General features: G+C 42.9%; 15 protein-coding genes, 7 tRNA genes and 1 other annotated feature. All 22 genes read left to right on the top strand.

Features of this window, described 5'->3' with window-relative positions; translation table 11 throughout:
• Window positions 1–22 precede the first annotated feature (22 nt).
• The 22 genes from rph to CEQ75_RS01050 all read left to right on the top strand — a co-directional run bounded on the left by rph (window position 23) and on the right by CEQ75_RS01050 (window position 19,008).
• Window positions 23–760, top strand: a complete 738-nt coding sequence (gene rph / locus CEQ75_RS01155; RefSeq protein WP_089608709.1) for a ribonuclease PH — start codon at window positions 23–25, stop codon at window positions 758–760.
• A 42-nt stretch (window positions 761–802) separates the two neighbouring features.
• Window positions 803–1,408: an XTP/dITP diphosphatase gene (locus tag CEQ75_RS01150; protein ID WP_089608708.1), complete on the top strand. Its 606-nt coding sequence runs from the start codon at window positions 803–805 to the stop codon at window positions 1,406–1,408.
• A gap of 207 nt (window positions 1,409–1,615) precedes the next feature.
• A tRNA-Gly gene (locus tag CEQ75_RS01145) sits at window positions 1,616–1,689 on the top strand.
• A gap of 25 nt (window positions 1,690–1,714) precedes the next feature.
• Window positions 1,715–1,791 (top strand) — tRNA-Arg (locus CEQ75_RS01140).
• An 84-nt stretch (window positions 1,792–1,875) separates the two neighbouring features.
• Window positions 1,876–1,951, top strand: a tRNA-His gene (locus CEQ75_RS01135).
• 7 nt (window positions 1,952–1,958) lie between these two features.
• Window positions 1,959–2,034 (top strand) — tRNA-Gln (locus CEQ75_RS01130).
• Between the two features lie 4 nt (window positions 2,035–2,038).
• Window positions 2,039–2,114, top strand: a tRNA-Lys gene (locus tag CEQ75_RS01125).
• 103 nt (window positions 2,115–2,217) lie between these two features.
• Entirely contained in the window at window positions 2,218–2,919 is a 702-nt protein-coding gene (locus tag CEQ75_RS01120; protein WP_089608707.1) for a class I SAM-dependent methyltransferase, read from the top strand.
• A gap of 52 nt (window positions 2,920–2,971) precedes the next feature.
• Window positions 2,972–3,238, top strand: coding sequence for a hypothetical protein (locus CEQ75_RS01115; RefSeq protein WP_089608706.1), 267 nt, complete (start codon window positions 2,972–2,974; stop codon window positions 3,236–3,238).
• A 255-nt stretch (window positions 3,239–3,493) separates the two neighbouring features.
• Window positions 3,494–4,489: a YeiH family protein gene (locus CEQ75_RS01110; protein ID WP_089608705.1), complete on the top strand. Its 996-nt coding sequence runs from the start codon at window positions 3,494–3,496 to the stop codon at window positions 4,487–4,489.
• Window positions 4,490–4,673: 184 nt separating this feature from the next.
• Window positions 4,674–4,756: transfer RNA gene (locus CEQ75_RS01105), tRNA-Leu, on the top strand.
• A gap of 38 nt (window positions 4,757–4,794) precedes the next feature.
• Window positions 4,795–4,869 (top strand) — tRNA-Gly (locus CEQ75_RS01100).
• 215 nt (window positions 4,870–5,084) lie between these two features.
• A complete protein-coding gene (gene tig / locus CEQ75_RS01095) occupies window positions 5,085–6,380 on the top strand; it encodes a trigger factor (protein ID WP_089608704.1) in 1,296 nt (431 codons plus the stop codon).
• 69 nt (window positions 6,381–6,449) lie between these two features.
• Window positions 6,450–7,052, top strand: a complete 603-nt coding sequence (gene clpP / locus CEQ75_RS01090; RefSeq protein WP_089608703.1) for an ATP-dependent Clp endopeptidase proteolytic subunit ClpP — start codon at window positions 6,450–6,452, stop codon at window positions 7,050–7,052.
• A gap of 17 nt (window positions 7,053–7,069) precedes the next feature.
• Window positions 7,070–8,329, top strand: coding sequence for an ATP-dependent Clp protease ATP-binding subunit ClpX (gene clpX, locus CEQ75_RS01085; protein ID WP_089608702.1), 1,260 nt, complete (start codon window positions 7,070–7,072; stop codon window positions 8,327–8,329).
• 84 nt (window positions 8,330–8,413) lie between these two features.
• Window positions 8,414–10,123: an ATP-dependent protease LonB gene (lonB, locus tag CEQ75_RS01080; protein WP_089608701.1), complete on the top strand. Its 1,710-nt coding sequence runs from the start codon at window positions 8,414–8,416 to the stop codon at window positions 10,121–10,123.
• Between the two features lie 82 nt (window positions 10,124–10,205).
• A complete protein-coding gene (gene lon, locus CEQ75_RS01075; RefSeq protein WP_089612458.1) occupies window positions 10,206–12,551 on the top strand; it encodes an endopeptidase La in 2,346 nt (781 codons plus the stop codon).
• A complete protein-coding gene (yihA, locus tag CEQ75_RS01070; RefSeq protein ID WP_089612457.1) occupies window positions 12,544–13,125 on the top strand; it encodes a ribosome biogenesis GTP-binding protein YihA/YsxC in 582 nt (193 codons plus the stop codon). The genes lon and yihA overlap by 8 nt, the downstream gene beginning before the upstream one ends.
• 178 nt (window positions 13,126–13,303) lie before the next feature.
• Window positions 13,304–13,538, top strand: a binding site (T-box leader).
• Between the two features lie 39 nt (window positions 13,539–13,577).
• Window positions 13,578–16,220, top strand: coding sequence for a valine--tRNA ligase (locus CEQ75_RS01065; RefSeq protein WP_420838519.1), 2,643 nt, complete (start codon window positions 13,578–13,580; stop codon window positions 16,218–16,220).
• 55 nt (window positions 16,221–16,275) lie between these two features.
• Window positions 16,276–17,568: a bifunctional folylpolyglutamate synthase/dihydrofolate synthase gene (locus tag CEQ75_RS01060; protein WP_089608700.1), complete on the top strand. Its 1,293-nt coding sequence runs from the start codon at window positions 16,276–16,278 to the stop codon at window positions 17,566–17,568.
• Window positions 17,569–17,696: 128 nt separating this feature from the next.
• Entirely contained in the window at window positions 17,697–18,320 is a 624-nt protein-coding gene (locus CEQ75_RS01055; protein ID WP_089608699.1) for a redox-sensing transcriptional repressor Rex, read from the top strand.
• A 103-nt stretch (window positions 18,321–18,423) separates the two neighbouring features.
• On the top strand, window positions 18,424–19,008 hold the full coding sequence (locus CEQ75_RS01050) for a Maf family protein (protein ID WP_089608698.1): 585 nt from the start codon (window positions 18,424–18,426) through the stop codon (window positions 19,006–19,008).
• Window positions 19,009–19,027: the final 19 nt, after the last annotated feature.

Below are 19,027 nucleotides of genomic sequence, written 5' to 3'. Positions count from 1 at the left end.
CGAGATGGAAGGAGACAAATGAATGCGGTTTGATGGAAGAAAGGCGGAAGAATTACGACCGGTGAAGATTAGCCGAGGATATATAAAGAATGCAGAAGGTTCTGTCTTTATCGAGATGGGGGATACCAAGGTAATTTGTACGGCAACAGTAGAAGAGAAAGTGCCTCCCTTTCTGAAAGGGAGTTCCCAGGGTTGGATCACGGCAGAGTATGCTATGCTGCCCAGAGCAACCCAAGTCAGAACGATTCGGGAATCGGCGAAAGGGAGAATCACCGGGCGTACCCACGAAATTCAAAGATTGATCGGTCGCTCATTACGCTCGGTGGTGGATTTATCCAAGATGGGGGAAAGAACGATTTATATCGACTGTGACGTCATTCAAGCCGATGGGGGAACCAGAACCACCTCCATTACAGGGAGTTTTATTGCTTTGGTTGATGCTTTAACCAAATTAAAGAAAGATCATAAGTGGAAGGAACTGCCCATTCTTGATTGGCTGGCCGCTACCAGTGTTGGCAAGGTGAATGGTGAATTGCTCCTGGATCTTTGCTATCAGGAAGATTCCCAGGCAGAGGTAGATATGAACGTTGTCATGACCGGATCAGGTAAATTTGTTGAGATTCAAGGCACAGCGGAGTCCGAGCCTTTTTCCCGGGAAGAGATGGCACAGATGCTGAAATTAGCCGAAAAAGGGATTGGCCAATTAGTCCGGACACAAAGGAAAATATTACTTTCAGATTTATGTTTGTCCGATAGCTAACTGCTAATAATACTAAGAACGCTGTTAATAAGGGGATCAGGAATGAAAAAAATAATCTTAGCTACGGGAAATCAAGGGAAATTACTGGAGTTTCGCAATTTAATCAGCGGATATCCCTGGTCGGTACTTTCTTTAAAAGATTTTCCTGAGTTGCCGGCGGTAGAAGAGACAGGTACTACCTTTCGGGAGAATGCCCGCCTAAAGGCAGTTGCAACTGCAGAAAAAACAGGATTCATTGTTTTGGCAGATGATTCCGGGCTGGAGGTGGATTATTTGAATGGCATGCCTGGTGTTTACTCTGCCCGCTTTGCCGGCGAGCCGGGAAATGACCTGAAAAATAATCAGAAACTGTTGAGCATGATGGAAGGGGTACCGGATCCCTTAAGAAGCGCAAGGTTTTGTTGTACCATTGCGGTGGCAACACCAGGGGGTCGGGTTGAATATTTTGAAGGGTTCTGTGAGGGACAGATTTTGAAGGAGCCTCGCGGCTGCAATGGTTTTGGCTATGATCCCCTGTTTTACTTGCCGGAAATGGGTAAAACAATGGCCCAGCTTACGGGAATGGAAAAGAACCGCATCAGTCATCGGGGTAAAGCTCTCCGAGGGATTCTTCCTGTGCTGGAAAAAATATTATCCCAGGATGGATAATTTTCTTAAAATGGGAAATAATCAAATAGGGTGATCAAAGAAAAAAGTTCGAAATATCGCGGAAGGAAGAGATATACAGAGTATTATTGATTATATTAAACAAGATGACTTAAAATAACCTCCCGTGCCTGGAAAATCGTTTTTGACCAATGGTGCTGTATAGGTTATACTAATCTTTGTCAGTTCGAAGGACTAACTGATTATGATGCGGGTGTAGCTCAATGGTAGAGCTCCAGCCTTCCAAGCTGGTCACGTGGGTTCGATTCCCATCACCCGCTCCAATTTATTTTAGGCTGACTTTTACGTGCGCCTGTAGCTCAGGTGGATAGAGCAACGGACTTCTAATCCGTGTGCCGGGAGTTCGAGTCTCTCCAGGCGCGCCAATAAACGAAAAAGCGCTGAAAAGCGCTTAACTTGACATCTCGGCCTACTTTTGATAATATTGTCTGTGCTAAAAGTAATATATGGTGGATGTGGCGAAGTGGTTAACGCACCGGATTGTGGCTCCGGCACTCGAGGGTTCAAGTCCCTTCATCCACCCCAAAATTATTGGGGCGTAGCCAAGCGGTAAGGCACCGGTCTTTGGATCCGGCATTTCGTAGGTTCAAATCCTGCCGCCCCAGCCATATTGGACCATTAGCTCAGTTGGTAGAGCACCTGACTCTTAATCAGGGTGTCCACGGTTCGAGCCCGTGATGGTCCACCAAGTACACGAAAATCCTGTATTTCAGGATTTTTTATTTATAATAATACTATGACAGACACTTGATGAATCATCAATTTAATGTGTGGTCGGCGGAGGTAATCTGATGAGAAAATTACATGAAAAACTATCTGAGATGAGCTGCGTTAAAATCCTTGATATTGCAACGCGGGACGGAGCATTTATCCATAGATTAAGCCAAGGTTTAAAAGGGTATGATGAGATGATTGGTATCGATATTTCAGAAAAAGGATTTGCCAAGGCAAAGGCGAAATTTGGAGAAAATGACCGGATAAGATTTCAGGTCATGGATGGCTGTCATACTGACTTTGAGGATCAGAGTTTTGATTTGGTCTGTTTATCAAATTCCTTGCATCACATCGAAGATATGACCGCTCTTTTCAATGAAATGCGCAGGCTCAAGAAAGATGACGGATGTATTTTAATTAGTGAAATGCCCGCCGACGGACAGACAGGGGCTTCATTAACTCATGCCCTGATTCACCGTTTGGATTGCTTAATAGATACCTATCAAGGAAACTATCACCACCTGACCTATACCCATGAGGAAATAAACGATATGGTTTCTAAGGCCGGGTTAGAAATAATTGATGCTTTTGATGATGCTGAGATAGATCTTCTCAATGACTCCCTAAAAAAACGGGCGGAAAAGGCCCTGGACAAAGCCAATGAATGCAGCAAAGCTGAAAATTTCACTGAGATGCATGATTTGGCACTAAAGATACAAGAAAATTTTCAATCGTTTGGAGTAAATTCGGCAGTGCAATATGTTATATTTGCCAGATAGAATTATTTTGATGACTGACTACGCGATAAAAATATAAATAAAAGGAGAGAATATGAAAATCACCATATGGCCGACAAGCGGTATGGGCTTCTGGTCCGCTTTTCTGAGTGTCATATTTTTTATTTTGTTTTATTTAGAGACCAGGAATATTATACTCATTCCCAGTATCGGCATCGCAGCTATAGGATTGGTGGGTTTTTTCAGGGGCACGATGTCAATCATTCAAGACAAGGAAAGATCAATTCTGGCATTTCTTTCAATTCCGGCTGGGGTCATTGTCATTTTTAGAATCTTGTCTGAAATTATTAACTCACAGTAAGAATCCTCACTATCATTCATTTGAACACTTCAGAAAAATCGTTTATTTTTATAAAGGCATTTTAAGCAAAACTTTTGGGGTTTTTATCTCAAGGGTTTTTTTATTGTTTGTGGTCAAGGAGAATCCTCCACTTGAGAGGCTTGGGATTATTAAATATTAATAAGAGGATTATTATCAATAACAAATAAAAACAATAGTTTACTTATCACCCTGGTGCTGGTAGAATGGAAAAAAAAGAAAGGTGATGAGTTCCCTATGATCAATCAAAAAATCATCCCGGGATTATTATTCTCTTCTTTATTGGCTTTCCTATCTATACTGGTACCTAAAATGAGTATCTTCAGCCAACTCCATGTTAATTCATTGATAATTGCCATTGTGATTGGAATGATTATAAAGAACTTTTTACATGTCCCAGCTTCTTTTGAACCAGGAATTCAATATGCCTTTAAGAGAGTTTTGCGTTTTGCCGTGATTTTATTAGGCTTTAAATTAAGCATTGGTGATATCGGTCAAATTGGCGGGAGGGGACTCCTGTTAGTGGCTTTGGTTACGGGAGGAACTTTATTATTTGCCGGTTGGCTGGGCAAAAGAATGGATATCGATCGGGGCTTGACTCTGCTTATTGGTGCAGGATCCTCCATCTGTGGAGCTTCTGCCATTGCTGCAGTGGCGCCGGTTATTGAAGCAAAAGATCAGGATATTACCTTTTCCGTCGCTACTGTGACTATATTTGGTACCTTGGCCATGTTTTTATATCCTGTGATTTATAACGTATTACAACTACCGGATATTTTCTACGCTGTCTGGGCGGGTTCTTCCATTCATGAGGTGGCTCAGGTGGTAGCGGCAGGTTTTGCTGCCGGGGATCAAGTTGGGGAATATGCGACGGTGGTAAAACTATCTCGGGTACTCTTAGTGATTCCAACGATTTTTATATTGGGGTTTCAGGACATGAAAAGAAAAAGTGACGGCAGCTTCTTTCATAAAGGAACCTTCCCTTGGTTTGTCTTCGGTTTTTGCGGTGTTGTGCTCATCAATTCTTTTTCTTTGATTCCTCAGGAAACGGTTGCATCCCTAATCTCCTTTGATAATTTTCTTTTAACCATTGCCATGGTAGGCTTAGGCTTAGGTTCTGATTTTAGTAAATTGAAAGATACAGGATTAAAACCTATTTTTGCCGGATTGTTCATTTCGATATTCATCTCCGTATTTAGTTTTGTATTAACCGGTATCTTATATTATGCTTAACGATCATATCTCATCCTTGCAGATTTCATAAAAAGCCTAGTCGTCAAACATAGTTTGATGGCCAGGCTTTTTATATTATTATTTTTTTGACATTTACCCTTGATAAATTCTCAAAAAAACCATTTATTTTCTTGACGAAGATAATGACTTATGTTATTATACACCTTGCGACAGTTGATTTTATGCGGGAGTGGCGGAATTGGCAGACGCACCAGACTTAGGATCTGGCGGGCAACCGTGGGGGTTCAAGTCCCTTCTCCCGCACCATTCAAACTTGTGCTTTCAGAATTTATAAGTATTGTTATGCGGGCGTAACTCAGTGGTAGAGTGCAACCTTGCCAAGGTTGAAGTCGAGGGTTCGAATCCCTTCGCCCGCTCCAAATATTTTGAAGACCCCCAAAATGGGGGCTTTTTACTATCCGTATTCATCTCTTTTATTACAATAAAAATTATTATTCTTATTGTATTTTAGGAGGAAAATAGTTGTAACTTGCAAATTGAAGAAGTAAAATAAGAAAAAGAAGATCTTTGTTTAAAATTAATAACCGATGGGAAATATTAAATGAAGATAGGTAGATAATAAGGAGGATCATATATGAAGGTTAATCAATCTGAGAAAATAGAAAAAAATACAATGAGCTTGGAAATTGAGGTCGATCAAGAAGAAGTGGCGAAAGCAATTCAGCAAGCTCATAAAAAATTAGTAAAAAAGGTTAATATTCCTGGATTTAGAAAAGGTAAAGCACCCCTATCTGTTTTAGAAAGATATGTTGGAAAAGGTGCTTTGCTGGAAGAAGCTGCAGAAATTATGATTTTCCCCAATTATGCTGCCGCCGTGCAGGAAACCGGGATTGAACCTATTGACAGGCCTAATGTTGAGATTGTAGAATTAGACGATAATAAGCCTTTTACCTTTAAGGTTAAGGTTGATGTTAAGCCGGAAGTGGAGTTAGGGGAATATAAAGGCATTAAAGTAGAAAAAGCCAGCTATCCCGTTACTGAGGATGATGTTAATAAAGAGCTGGAAAGATTGCAGCAAAGATATGCTAAACTATCGGAACTTGGGGAAGAAGATACAATCCAAAATGACGATATGGCCACTATTTCTTACCAGGGTTTTGTGGATGGCGTTCAATTTGAAGGGGGCACCTCAGAAAACCATAACTTGGGGATTGGGTCAGGTTCTTTTATTCCCGGCTTTGAGGAACAGTTGATTGGTGCTAAAATTAATGAAAGCCGTGATGTGAACGTAACCTTCCCGGAAGAGTATCATAGTGAAGAGTTGGCTGGTAAAGAAGCATTATTTAAAGTAGAGATTAAAGGTATTAAACGAAAAGAAGTAGCACCGATTGATGATGAATTCGCCAAAGATGTCAGCGAATTTGAAACCTTAGATGAACTTAAAAAAGACATTCAAACAAAAATGGAAGAAAGTGCAGCAAAGAGAGCAGAAGATGAGGCTAAGAATGAAATTTTAAACAAAGTTGTTGAAGCAGCCAGCGTAGAAATTCCCCCGGTGATGATTGATCAAAAGATTCAAAGCATGCTGAATGAATTAAATGAAAATCTTGGCAGACAAGGTTTGCAGCTAGAACAATATTGCCAGTTTACCAATACCAGCATTGAGCAATTGGGCGAACAATATCGTCCCCAGGCGGAAAGGGCGGTAAAGACCGATCTGGTTTTAGAACAAATTGCGAAACAGGATAACATTGAGGTTCTTGAAGAAGAATTGAATCAGGAATTGGATAAGTTTTCCAAACAGTATAATCAGCCCATTGATGCGATAAAATCAACCTTGGTTGCTACCGGACAAATGGATATGCTGAAGCTAGGTATGACCATGACGAAGACAGCTAATTATTTGGTTGAGCAGAATGAGATTGCATAAATTACTTTTATTGTGGGTATAAAAATCTATAAAAATCATATTGTTTAAAAGCAAGGAGAGGTGGAAAAAATGAGTACATTGGTGCCAATGGTTGTTGAACAGACCAATCGGGGAGAGCGAGCTTATGATATTTATTCCCGATTACTAAAAGACCGCATCATATTTTTAGGGAGTCAGGTCGATGATTATGTTGCAAACTTAATCATTGCCCAAATGTTATTTTTAGAAGCGGAAGATCCGGATAAAGACATTCATCTCTATATTAATAGCCCGGGTGGATCTATTACTGCCGGGATGGCTATCTATGATACCATGCATTTGGTGCGACCGGATGTTTCCACTATTTGCATCGGGATGGCAGCCAGTATGGGAGCTTTTCTCTTAGCCGCCGGTGCCAAGGGGAAGAGATTTGCCCTTCCTAACAGCGAAATTATGATCCATCAGCCCTTAGGAGGTACCCAAGGGCAGGCAGTTGATATTGAAATTCATGCCAAGAGGATCTTGCGCATTCGCGACGAATTAAATAAGATATTAGCAGAGAGAACCGGACAGCCTTTGGAAAAGATAACTAAGGATACAGACCGGGATTTCTTTATGAATCCCATCGAGGCCAAAGAGTATGGGCTGATTGATGAAGTGATTTCAAAAAGAGAGCCTGTAGGTAAGAAATAGGCATAGCGAGGTGGATTATGTATAAATATACGGATGAACGTGGACAACTGAAATGTTCTTTTTGTGGGAAGCTTCAGGACCAGGTTAAGAAATTAGTCGCAGGACCCGGCGTATACATCTGTGATGAATGTATCGAGTTATGTAATGAAATCATTGAAGAAGAACTGGGTGAAGATCTCAACATTGACATGGGGGAAATCCCCAAACCCCATGAAATTATGAATATTTTGGATCAATATGTTATTGGTCAGGAGAAGGCAAAGAAATCTTTATCTGTTGCTGTATATAATCATTATAAGCGCATCAATTTGGGCAATAAGATTGATGATGTGGAATTGCAGAAGAGTAATATCGTGATGTTGGGACCAACGGGAAGCGGAAAAACTCTATTGGCTCAAACCTTGGCACGGGTGCTTAATGTACCTTTTGCCATTGCTGATGCCACCTCTCTTACAGAAGCTGGATATGTAGGAGAAGATGTGGAAAATATCCTGTTAAAATTGATCCAGGCTGCTGACTACGATGTGGAAAAAGCTGAGAAGGGTATTGTCTATATTGATGAAATTGACAAGATTGCCCGCAAGTCAGAAAATCCTTCCATAACGCGAGACGTATCCGGGGAAGGGGTACAACAGGCTCTGCTGAAAATACTGGAAGGCACTGTTGCCAGTGTCCCCCCTCAAGGCGGGCGAAAGCATCCTCATCAGGAATTTATTCAATTGGATACCACAAATATTTTGTTTATTTGTGGAGGTGCTTTTGATGGCATTGATAAGATTATCCAGAACAGATCCGGTTCGAAAACCTTAGGTTTTGGTGCGGAAATCGAAGGCAAACAGGATAAAAAGATTGGTGAGATTCTGGCACAAATTTTACCTGAGGATCTTTTAAGATATGGCCTAATTCCCGAGTTCGTAGGGAGGATGCCTATTATCGTGACCTTGGATGCTTTGGATGAAACTGCTTTAATACGCATTTTGACCGAGCCGAAGAATGCTCTGGTCAAGCAATATCAAAAGCTTTTCGAGATGGATGGAGTTGAATTAGAGTTTAAGGAAGAAGCACTTAGTTTTATTGCCCAGGAAGCCATCAAGAGAAATACCGGTGCCCGGGGATTGCGCTCCATTATCGAGGATATGATGCTGGAAGTTATGTATGATATCCCTTCCAGAAAAGACGTGGTTAGATGCTTGATTACCAAAGAAGTGGCAGAGAAAAAAGAAAAACCACTTTTATTAACCAAAGAGGACGTGAAGCAAAAGGAAGCTTCTGCATAATAACAGAAATTAGTTAAAAAATACCCATGATCATGGGTATTTTTTCTTTCCCATGTCAATAATAAGCTAAGACATGGAAAAGGGGTGTTAATCTTGAATCAAATTCTGGGATTTGTGCAGATTTTTTTCATTATTGTAATCGGACTTTACTTTTGGAATCTGCTTAAAGGTCAGCAAGGAAACAAAGTGGCTCTGGAACAGGAATCAAGGAAGGAAATGGAGAAATTAAAAAAACTGCGGGGCATTTCTTTAACGATGCCCTTGACAGAAAAGACCCGACCGGCACACTTTACAGAAATCGTCGGTCAGGAGAATGGATTAAAAGCTCTGCGTGCTGCTTTATGCGGGCCTAATCCCCAACATATTATCATTTACGGACCCCCTGGGATTGGGAAAACAGCGGCTGCCCGGTTGGTTCTGGACGAAGCAAAAAAATGTGCCGATTCACCCTTTGCAGAGGATGCCAAGTTCGTGGAATTGGATGGGGCGACAGCTCGGTTTGATGAAAGAGGCATTGCTGATCCTTTAATCGGTTCCGTGCATGACCCTATTTATCAAGGGGCAGGAGCCATGGGCATGGCAGGGATTCCTCAGCCAAAACAAGGTGCGGTGACCAAAGCCCACGGGGGAATTCTATTTATTGATGAAATCGGGGAACTTCACTCCATGCAGATTAATAAACTATTAAAGGTACTTGAAGATCGTAAGGTGATGTTAGAGAGTGCTTATTATAGTTCGGAAGATAACCATATCCCATCTCACATTCATGATATCTTTCAAAATGGCTTACCGGCAGATTTTCGTCTGGTAGCTGCGACTACACGCATGCCTGAGGAAATCCCTCCTGCGATTCGCTCCCGATGTTTGGAAATTTTTTTTCGCCCGCTATTACCGGATGAGATTAGGATCATTACGGAAAATGCTGTGGGGAAAATTGGTTTGCAGATGGATGCATCAGCCGTCAGTGTGGTTGCCAAATATGCCGCTAATGGACGGGAGGCGGTGAATATTGTGCAGATTGCCGCAGGTTTTGCCCTTACCGAAGGGAGAAAAGATGTTACCAAGCAAGATATTGAATGGGTGGTCTATAACGGCCAGCATACGCCCCGACCGGAAACTAAAATACCCTTTAAACCTCTGGTAGGCTGTGTCAATGGTTTAGCTGTAGCCGGACCTAATCTGGGGATGCTCTTGGAGCTGGAAGCAACCGTTCATCCGGCGGAGCAAGGCCAAGGTCAAATTATCGTTACGGGGGTAGTAGATGAAGAAGAAGTAGGAAGCGGCGGCGGCAAGAAAATGCGCCGGAAAAGTTTAGTAAAAGGGTCAGTGGAAAATGTCCTGACCGTATTAAAAAACAACCTGCAAGTAGAACCGAAGAATTTTGACATTCATGTTAATTTCCCCGGGGGCATACCCATTGATGGGCCATCAGCAGGTGTTGCTATTGGAACGGCCATATACTCTGCTATCACAGGGATCCCGGTAAATAATGAAGTGGCCATGACAGGTGAGGTCTCTATTCGGGGATTCGTTAAACCCGTAGGAGGAGTTGTGGCCAAGGTGGAAGCTGCTCGCCAGGCGGGGGTCAAAAAAGTTTTGATCCCGAAAGATAACTGGCAGCAATCCTTTCAAAATGGGGGTAATTTTCAAGTCATTGCAGTGGAAAATATTGCTGAGATTTTAACTTTGGCTTTGGTGAAAAATAAAGGAGATAAAAAACGAGTTTCTTCGCCTGGAATAGAAGATTTAAATTCCGGGACTTTCAAACAATATTTGCAGGAAATCAGTTTATAGAGTAGAATATGGTAAATATTCTTTATGACTAATCATACGGGGGTGAACTTTTTTGGGAAATGAAACAGGATTAATTAGTGAAATGCCGATGCTGCCCTTACGGGGCGTCCTGGTTTTTCCATATATGATTGTTCATTTGGATGTGGGACGGGAGAAATCCATCAATGCCATCGATGAGGCAATGCTGGATAAAAGAGAAATATTTCTGGCGATGCAAAAAGAAGCCCATACAGATGAACCTGAAGAAAATGATATTCATGAGATCGGAACGGTAGCTGAAATTAAACAGCTGCTCAAACTACCCGGGGGGACAGTCCGTGTTTTGGTGGAAGGCCTTTACCGGGGAAAGGTGGAGAAATATCTTTCCCATGATCCTTATCTGAAGGTAGCGGTGAAAAAGGAAGAGGACGAATTGCTAAAAGGTGATCCGGAAGCGGAAGCCTTAATGCGCAATTTAGTGAATCAATTTGAACAATATGTGAAAATGAGCAAAAAGGTGACACCGGAAACGGTCATATCCGTGATCACTATTGAAGAACCGGGTCGATTGGCTGATGTTGTAGCCTCCCACTTAAATCTCAAGCTTTCCGATCGGCAAAGCATTTTAGAGGCAATTTCCGTTAAAAAAAGGTTGGAGGATTTAGGCACTATTTTGGCCAAAGAAATGGAAATCCTGGAACTGGAACGGAAGATCAATTTACGGGTTCGTAAACAGATGGAAAAGACCCAAAAAGAATATTATCTTCGTGAACAGCTTAAGGCAATTCAGAAGGAATTGGGCGAAAAAGAAGACCGGGTTGCCGAAGTAGATGAATTAAGAGAGCGCATCAAGAAGGCCAAATTCCCTAAGGAAATCAATGAAAGAGCCTTGCGTGAATTGGATCGGCTGGAGAAAATGCCGCCTATGGTTGCTGAAGCCATGGTGGTGCGCAACTACCTAGACTGGCTTTTAGACCTTCCCTGGAATAAAGAGACGAAGGATCGTTTGGATATTAATGTGGCAGAAGAAATCCTTAATGAAGATCATTATGGCTTGACGAAGGTAAAGGAAAGAATTATCGAATACCTTTCTATCCGTCAATTAGCCAAAAAAATGAAGGGACCTATTCTTTGCTTTGTAGGCCCTCCCGGCACAGGAAAAACATCCTTGGCCAAATCTATTGCCCGGGCATTGGAGCGAAAGTTTACCCGGATGTCTTTAGGAGGCGTACGGGACGAAGCGGAAATTCGCGGTCATCGCCGTACCTATGTGGGGTCCATGCCGGGCCGTATTATCCAGAATATAAAAATTGCCGGTTCCAACAACCCGGTTTTTTTGCTGGACGAAATTGATAAGATGGGCGCGGACTTTCGAGGTGATCCAACATCTGCCCTTCTGGAAGTATTGGATCCGGAGCAGAATGCCACCTTCAGTGATCACTATATCGAGGCTCCCTTTGATCTTTCCAAGGTGATGTTTATTACCACAGCCAACGTAGAATACAATATTCCCCGTCCTTTGCTGGACCGGATGGAAATTATCCGCATTTCCGGTTATACGGAAGAAGAAAAATTAAATATTGCGACAAAATATCTCTTGCCGAAGCAGATTAAAGAGCATGGTTTAAATGATAAACAAATCTCCGTTTCAGAAAATGCCATCCGCTCTATTATCCGGGAATATACCCGGGAGGCCGGCGTACGCAGCTTAGAGCGAACCGTTGCTACCCTATGCCGTAAGGTTGCTCGGGATATTGTGGCTAAAAAGACTGAGGAAGCGAAAATTACCGCCCAAAACATCAGTCAATATTTGGGCAGTCCTAAATACCGTTTTGGTTTGGCGGAAAAAGAAGATCAGATTGGCGTGGTCACCGGGCTTGCTTGGACAGAAGTCGGCGGTGAGGTCTTAACGGTGGAAGTGCAGTCTCATCCGGGGAAAGGCCGCCTTGCTCTGACGGGACAATTGGGGGATGTGATGAAGGAGTCGGCTCAAGCCGGGTATACCTATATTCGCTCCATTGCTAAGGAACTGGGTATTCCGGACGATTTTTATGAAAACACTGATGTTCATGTCCATGTTCCGGAAGGAGCGATCCCCAAGGATGGCCCTTCCGCAGGTGTGACCATGGCGACTGCCATCGCTTCGGAATTAAGCAAGCGTAAGGTTCGCCAGGACATTGCCATGACCGGAGAAATCACGTTGCGCGGACGCGTATTGCCTGTAGGAGGTATTAAAGAAAAGGTGCTGGCTGCCCATCGGGCCGGCTGCAAAACCATCATCTTGCCCCAAGATAATAAAAAGGATTTGGAAGATATCCCGGCCAATGTCAGCCGCAAGCTGAAATTTGTGCTGGTGGAAACGATGGAAGAGGTGCTGCCCATTGCCTTACTGGAACGGGAGGCTCCCTTGGCATCAAATCAAGAACAGGAAAATGATCCCGATGCTTAAGATCAAAAAATCTGAATATGTATTAAGTGCAGTGAAACCGGATCAATATCCTGAGGCAAACGTGCCGGAAATCGCCTTGGCAGGGAGGTCCAATGTGGGTAAATCCTCTCTGATTAATACTTTGATCAACCGGCGAAGTCTGGCACGAACCAGTTCCCAACCGGGAAAGACACAAACCATTAATTTTTATAAAATTAATGATGCTTGGTATTTTGTGGATTTGCCCGGTTATGGGTTTGCTCGGGTTTCCCATGATGCCCGAGAAGAGTGGGGCCGGATGATTAACACCTATTTGGAACAAAGAACCGTCTTGAAAGAAATCTGGCAGCTGGTGGATCTTAGGCATCCACCTTCGGAGCAGGATCAGCAGATGATGCAGTGGTTGAATTATAAAAATTATCCCTGCATTGTGGTGGCGACAAAAGCTGATAAGATCAGCAAAAATCAAAGGTCTAAAAATGTAAAGGTGATCAAGGAGACATTAGGTGTTACCGAGGAGGAGATCGTTATTTTTTCTGCTCAAACTGGGGAAGGAAAAGAAAAACTGCTCCAGAGAATTGAGCAATTACTTTAGAGGGACAAGGGGACAGGGGGGAAAGGCAAAATAGAGATTGTATACTATTGCTCAAAACCTGATTAGTATTCATTTTAAGCTGATTTCGCCGGACTAAAAAACTTGCTTCAAAGAGAAAATTAACGAAAATGTTGACAGTTGGTTTTTAATTAGGTAGTATAGTAACAAGTAAATATGGCAATCAGTTAAGAAGGGAAGGAGTACCGGTGTTCCTTTATTACCAGAGAGAAGAGTCCTTGGCTGCAAGACTTTTATTAAAGGGTTCCGGGAAGGTCGTCCCAGAATTGATAGATTGAATGGAATTTATTTTAGATCTGTCCGGGTGTGCCCGTTAAAGCAATGGAGAAGTAAACCGTCAAAATTCGGTTGACAAATTAAGGTGGTACCACGAAAGCAGCCCTTTCGTCCTTATGGATGAGAGGGTTTTTCTAATTAAAGGAGGCGGAAACTTAGTGCCGGAAATGAAAAATATTTCGACAACTTATGATCCCAAGCTGGTGGAAGATAAATGGTACCGGTTTTGGGAGGAAAATCATTTTTTTCATGATGAGGTAGATCATACCAAAAAGCCTTTTTCCATCGTGATGCCCCCGCCCAATGTGACCGGGCAGCTGCATATGGGTCATGCTTTGGATAATACCCTCCAGGATATTCTAACCCGTTGGAGGCGCATGCAAGGTTTTAGTACCTTGTGGCTTCCCGGTACCGATCATGCCGGAATTGCTACTCAGGCCAAGGTGGAGGAAAACCTGGCCAAAGATGGTGTGAGCAAATATGATTTGGGACGTGAAGCCTTTTTAGAAAAGGTTTGGGAGTGGAAAGACGAATACCATGATCGGATTACGAAACAATTACGCTTATTAGGATCTTCCTGTGATTGGGAACGGGAAAGGTTCACGATGGATGAAGGCTGCTCCCGGGCCGTCCAGGAGGTATTTGTTAAATTATACGAAAAAGGATTGATCTATCGGGGTAGTTATATCATTAATTGGTGTCCCAAGTGCCAGACCACAATTTCTGATATTGAGGTTGAGCACCGGGAAAAGGAAGGAAAACTCTATTATATCAATTATCCTATTAAGGATAGTGACTCTTTTATTCCTATCGCCACCACCCGGCCGGAAACCATGTTAGGGGATACGGCTGTAGCTGTCAATCCTGAGGATGAAAGATACCGGGACTTAGTGGGTCGCACAGTGATTCTGCCCCTTGTCAATCGGGAAATCCCCATCATTGCCGATGAGTATGTAGATCTTTCTTTTGGCACCGGGGCTGTTAAAATTACTCCCGCCCATGATCCCAATGACTTTGATATGGGCTTGCGTCATCATCTGCCTCAAATCACGGTCATTGACAAAGAAGCGAAAATGAGTATGGAAGCCGGCAGGTATCAAGGGATGGATCGTTATCAATGCCGAGAGGAGATTGTGGCAGACCTTGAGGAAGCCGGATTTCTTACAAAAATCGAGGAACACCCCCATGCTGTGGGCGAGTGTTATCGTTGTGATACGGTAATTGAACCTTTAATATCACCCCAATGGTTTGTAAAAATGAAACCTCTTGCGGAACCGGCCATTCAAGCAGTTATTGATGGAAAGATTCGCTTTGTTCCCGAAAGATTTACTAAAATCTATCTGGGCTGGTTGGAAAATATTCGGGATTGGTGTATTTCCCGCCAGCTTTGGTGGGGACATCGCATCCCTGTTTGGTATTGTCAGGATTGCGGCAAGGAAATCTGCGGGAAAGATCATCCTTCCTCTTGCCCCAAGTGTGGCAGCAGCAAATTGGAGCAGGATCCGGATGTGTTGGATACCTGGTTTAGTTCCGCTCTTTGGCCGTTCTCGACCTTGGGCTGGCCGGAAAAAACCGAGGATTTATCTTATTTTTACCCCACCAGTGTTTTGGTTACAGGCAGAGATATTATCTTTTTCTGGGTAGCGCGCATGATTTTTATGGGCTTGGAATTTATGAAAGAGGAGCCTTTTAAGGAGGTCTTTATCCATGGCTTGGTTCTTGATTCCTTAGGGCGCAAGATGAGTAAATCTCTGGGTAACGGGATCGATCCCTTGGGAATTATTGATCAATATGGGGCGGATACTTTGAGATTTATGTTGATTACCGGGAATACACCGGGTAACGATTTGCGTTTTCAAGAAGAGAGATTGGAAGCAGCGCGCAATTTTGCCAATAAGATTTGGAACGCCTCCCGTTTTGTTTTAATGAATTTGACGGATTATCAACCGGGAGCGGCAGCGGTTAATCTTAATCTGGCCGATAAATGGATTTTGGAACGATACCGCAGCACATCATTGGAGGTAACTCGCTATTTAGAAAAATATGAATTAGGTGAAGCTGCACGTACCTTGTATGATTTCATCTGGAATGAGTTTTGTGATTGGTATATTGAATTAGCTAAGTTGAGACTTTATAAAGAAATCGGTACGGAAAAGCATACTGCCCAGTCTGTTTTAACCCAGGTTTTGGGTGGCATCATGCAGCTCCTGCATCCCTTTATGCCCTTTATCACAGAAGAAATTTATCATCATCTTCCCGAAGGGGAAGGTTCTGTGATGCGATCATCTTGGCCCCAGGGGGATCAGATGGTTTCTTTCCCTGAAGAACGGGAAGAGATGGACCTGATTATGGATGTAGTCCGCTCCATTCGTAATATCAGGGCCGAGATGAATGTTCCTTTAGGCAAGAAAATTAATATGATCCTGCTGGCAGGAAAAAAGAGCGAGGACATTTTAAGAACCGGCCAGGATTATATTTTGGGCCTGTGTCAGGGGGAAAAGATCGAGTTTTTTGATCTGGATACAGAAAAACCGGAACAAGCTGCCACCTCTGTGGTGCAGGATGTCCAGATATTCCTTCCTCTTAAAGACTTAATTGATTTTGATAAAGAAATTGCCCGACTGGAGAAGGAAACAGCTAATATGGAAAAAGAGCTGGCCCGTTTGAACGGCAAGCTGAACAATCAAGGCTTTTTATCCAAGGCACCTGCTGAAGTGGTGGCTAAGGAAAAGGCAAAGGCAGATCAGTATCAATCAAAAAAACAAGCCCTGCTAGAGCGCTTAGCCCAGTTAAGGCGGTAAGCAACAGGATTGTTAGCAGCAGCTGCTTAAGGGGCAAAAAGGAAGGGAGCAAAGTATGGAATATCTGGAAGCAATGGATTACCTAAAGAATCTGACGACCTTTGGCATTAATTTGGGATTAGGCCGTATTCAGAATTTGCTCACGCGTTTAGGCAATCCGGAAAAAAAGGTAAGTTTTATTCATGTGGGAGGCACCAATGGAAAAGGGTCCACCTGCGCCATGTTAGCTTCTGTTTTACAGCAATCAGGGATGCGTGTGGGGTTATTTACCTCTCCCCACATCCATTCATATACAGAGAGAATCAGAATTAACGGAGTGGAAATCGGGGAAAAAGATATTGCCCGACTGATCACGGAATTGCGGGTTCATCTAGATCAGATGGTTCAGGAGGGATTGGAGCATCCGACAGAATTTGAAGTAAGTACGGCCTTGGCTCTGCTCCATTTTGCCCAAGAAGAAGTGGATATGGCGATTATGGAGGTGGGCTTAGGCGGCACGATCGATTCCACAAATGTGATTATGCCCAGCATCTCCATCATTACCAATGTAGCGATGGATCATATGGACTACTTGGGTAATACACTAGAAGAAATTTCCGCTGTAAAAGCCGGTATTATTAAGAAAGGTCGGGACGTAATTACAGCGGCGGATCACCCCGCTGTGCTCAGAATTATAAGAGAAAAGGCAGAGCTGGAACAAGCGCCCCTTTGGGAATATGGACAGGATTTTTCAGTGGAAGCCCTTTCCCATTCCGAAGAAGGTCAAGGCTTTCATTGTATGGTCCAAGGAAAAACTTACAGCAATTTGAAAATTACCCTGCGGGGAGTGCATCAGCTGAAAAATGCCTCCTTGGCGGTGGCGGCGGCAGTAAAGTTAGGAGTCGGTGAGCCTGCCATCCGAGAAGGCTTGGCTCGGGCAAGTTGGCCTTGCCGTTTGGAAACAGTACGGCAAAAACCATTGGTGGTTATTGATGCTGCCCATAATCATCATGGCATCAAAGTATTGGTTCAAGCGTTAAAAGAATATTGGCCGGAGAAAAAGAAGGTGTTGTTATTAGGAATGCTGGCAGATAAGGAAAGAGAAAAGGTGGTCTCGGAAATTGCTCCTCTGGCAGATAAAGTCGTCGTCACTAAACCTAATAATCCTCGGGCAGGATCTTGGAGGCAGGTAGCTGAATTCCTGAAGGATTATGTGGACAAGATAGAAGTGGAAGAAAATATCGGCCAAGCTGTGGATAAAGCTTTAGCTTTAACGGGTGAGGAGGAAATGCTTGTCATCACCGGATCGATTTATATGGTGTCGGAAGCCAGAGCGCATTTGCTTTTGCCAGATTTGGAAGTAAATTAAATTAGCATCTGAACAAATAAAATAGAGGAATTTTTCATTTCCTGTAGAAAAAAACATAGTTAGGCGAGTTTGGAATCAATATTTGAAAAATAAAGATCAATTTTTTATGAAGCCAGGAGGGTAACCTATTGAAAATTCAAAAGATTCCTGAAGCTTCGATTATGAGGTTATCTGTTTATTCCCGTCATTTAGCTCACTTGGATCAGATGGGCATTGTGACCACTTCTTCCGGGGAAATTGCGGAGGGAGTAGGCGTAAGTTCTGCGCAAGTCCGTAAGGATTTAGCTTACTTTGGGGAATTCGGTACCAGGGGAGTAGGCTATAATGTCAAGGATTTACATCATCATATCCTGAAGATCTTAGGATTGAATAATGAGTGGCCCATCATTTTAATTGGAGCGGGTAACTTAGGGACAGCCCTGTGTTTATATCGGGGCTTTAACGAACGGGGTTTCAGAATCGCAGGTGTTTTTGATAACGATATCAAGAAACAGGGGCAAATGGTGGGTGAAATTACCATCCTGCCCATGGAAAAATTAGAACAGGTAATCGAAGAATACGAAGTTAAAATGGGTATTGTTGCCGTTCCGAGCAGCTTTGCTCAAGAAATTGTCAACCTCATGGTTAAATACGGAATCAAAGCGATCCTTAATTTTGCGCCCCGGGCGCTCAGCGTGCCCGATGATGTGGAGTTAAGGAATGTTGATTTAGCCGTCAATCTGGAGGTTCTTACCTTTAAGTTGAGTATATAAGGTTGCCTGAGGAAAACGTCTTTGATTAATCGCAAAGGCGTTTTTCTATATAATTGTCAGTTTTATTGGAATATAAAAATATTCCCTAAAATAGGAGGATGATATGATATTCAGGAAAGATATTTTTCTCGCTTCTGCTTCCCCCCGACGTCTTCAGCTACTGGAACAGGTGGGGATTCATCCGAAAATTATTTTTAGTGAAATTGATGAAAGCCAAGAGGGAAATTTGTCGGCTAAAGCATTGGCTCAGCATTTGGCCCTAAGAAAAACACAGGCGGCGGCGAATAAAGTGTTAGATGGGGTTATTATTGGTGCTGATACCGTGGTAGCCCTGAACGAAAGAATTTATGGGAAACCGAAAGATTTTAACCAGGCTGTGGAGATGATTTCCTCTTTAAGCGGGCACACCCATCGTGTTATTACAGGCTTTGCTGTGCTGGAGCAGCCGGAGGGAATCTGGATTGCGGATGCTGAAGAAACCCATGTTACTTTTAGGGTTTTATCAAAGAATGAAGTGCGGTCTTATGTCAAATGGGGCGAATCCTTTGATAAAGCCGCAGGATATGGAATTCAAGGGAAGGGTGCCTTGCTGGTGGAAAAAATTGAAGGAGATTATTTTAATGTTGTCGGTTTGCCCTTACAAAGATTAAGCAAAGTTCTGGCGAAGTTTCAGATTAATTTATTATAATATCATTAAATAAGCATAA

Origin of the sequence: Dehalobacterium formicoaceticum (assembly GCF_002224645.1) — a bacterium.
GTDB classification, from domain to species: Bacteria; Bacillota; Dehalobacteriia; order Dehalobacteriales; family Dehalobacteriaceae; genus Dehalobacterium; species Dehalobacterium formicoaceticum.
The sequence above is the reverse complement of the archived record's forward strand: the minus strand, read 5'-3'. Positions and strand labels throughout refer to the sequence as shown.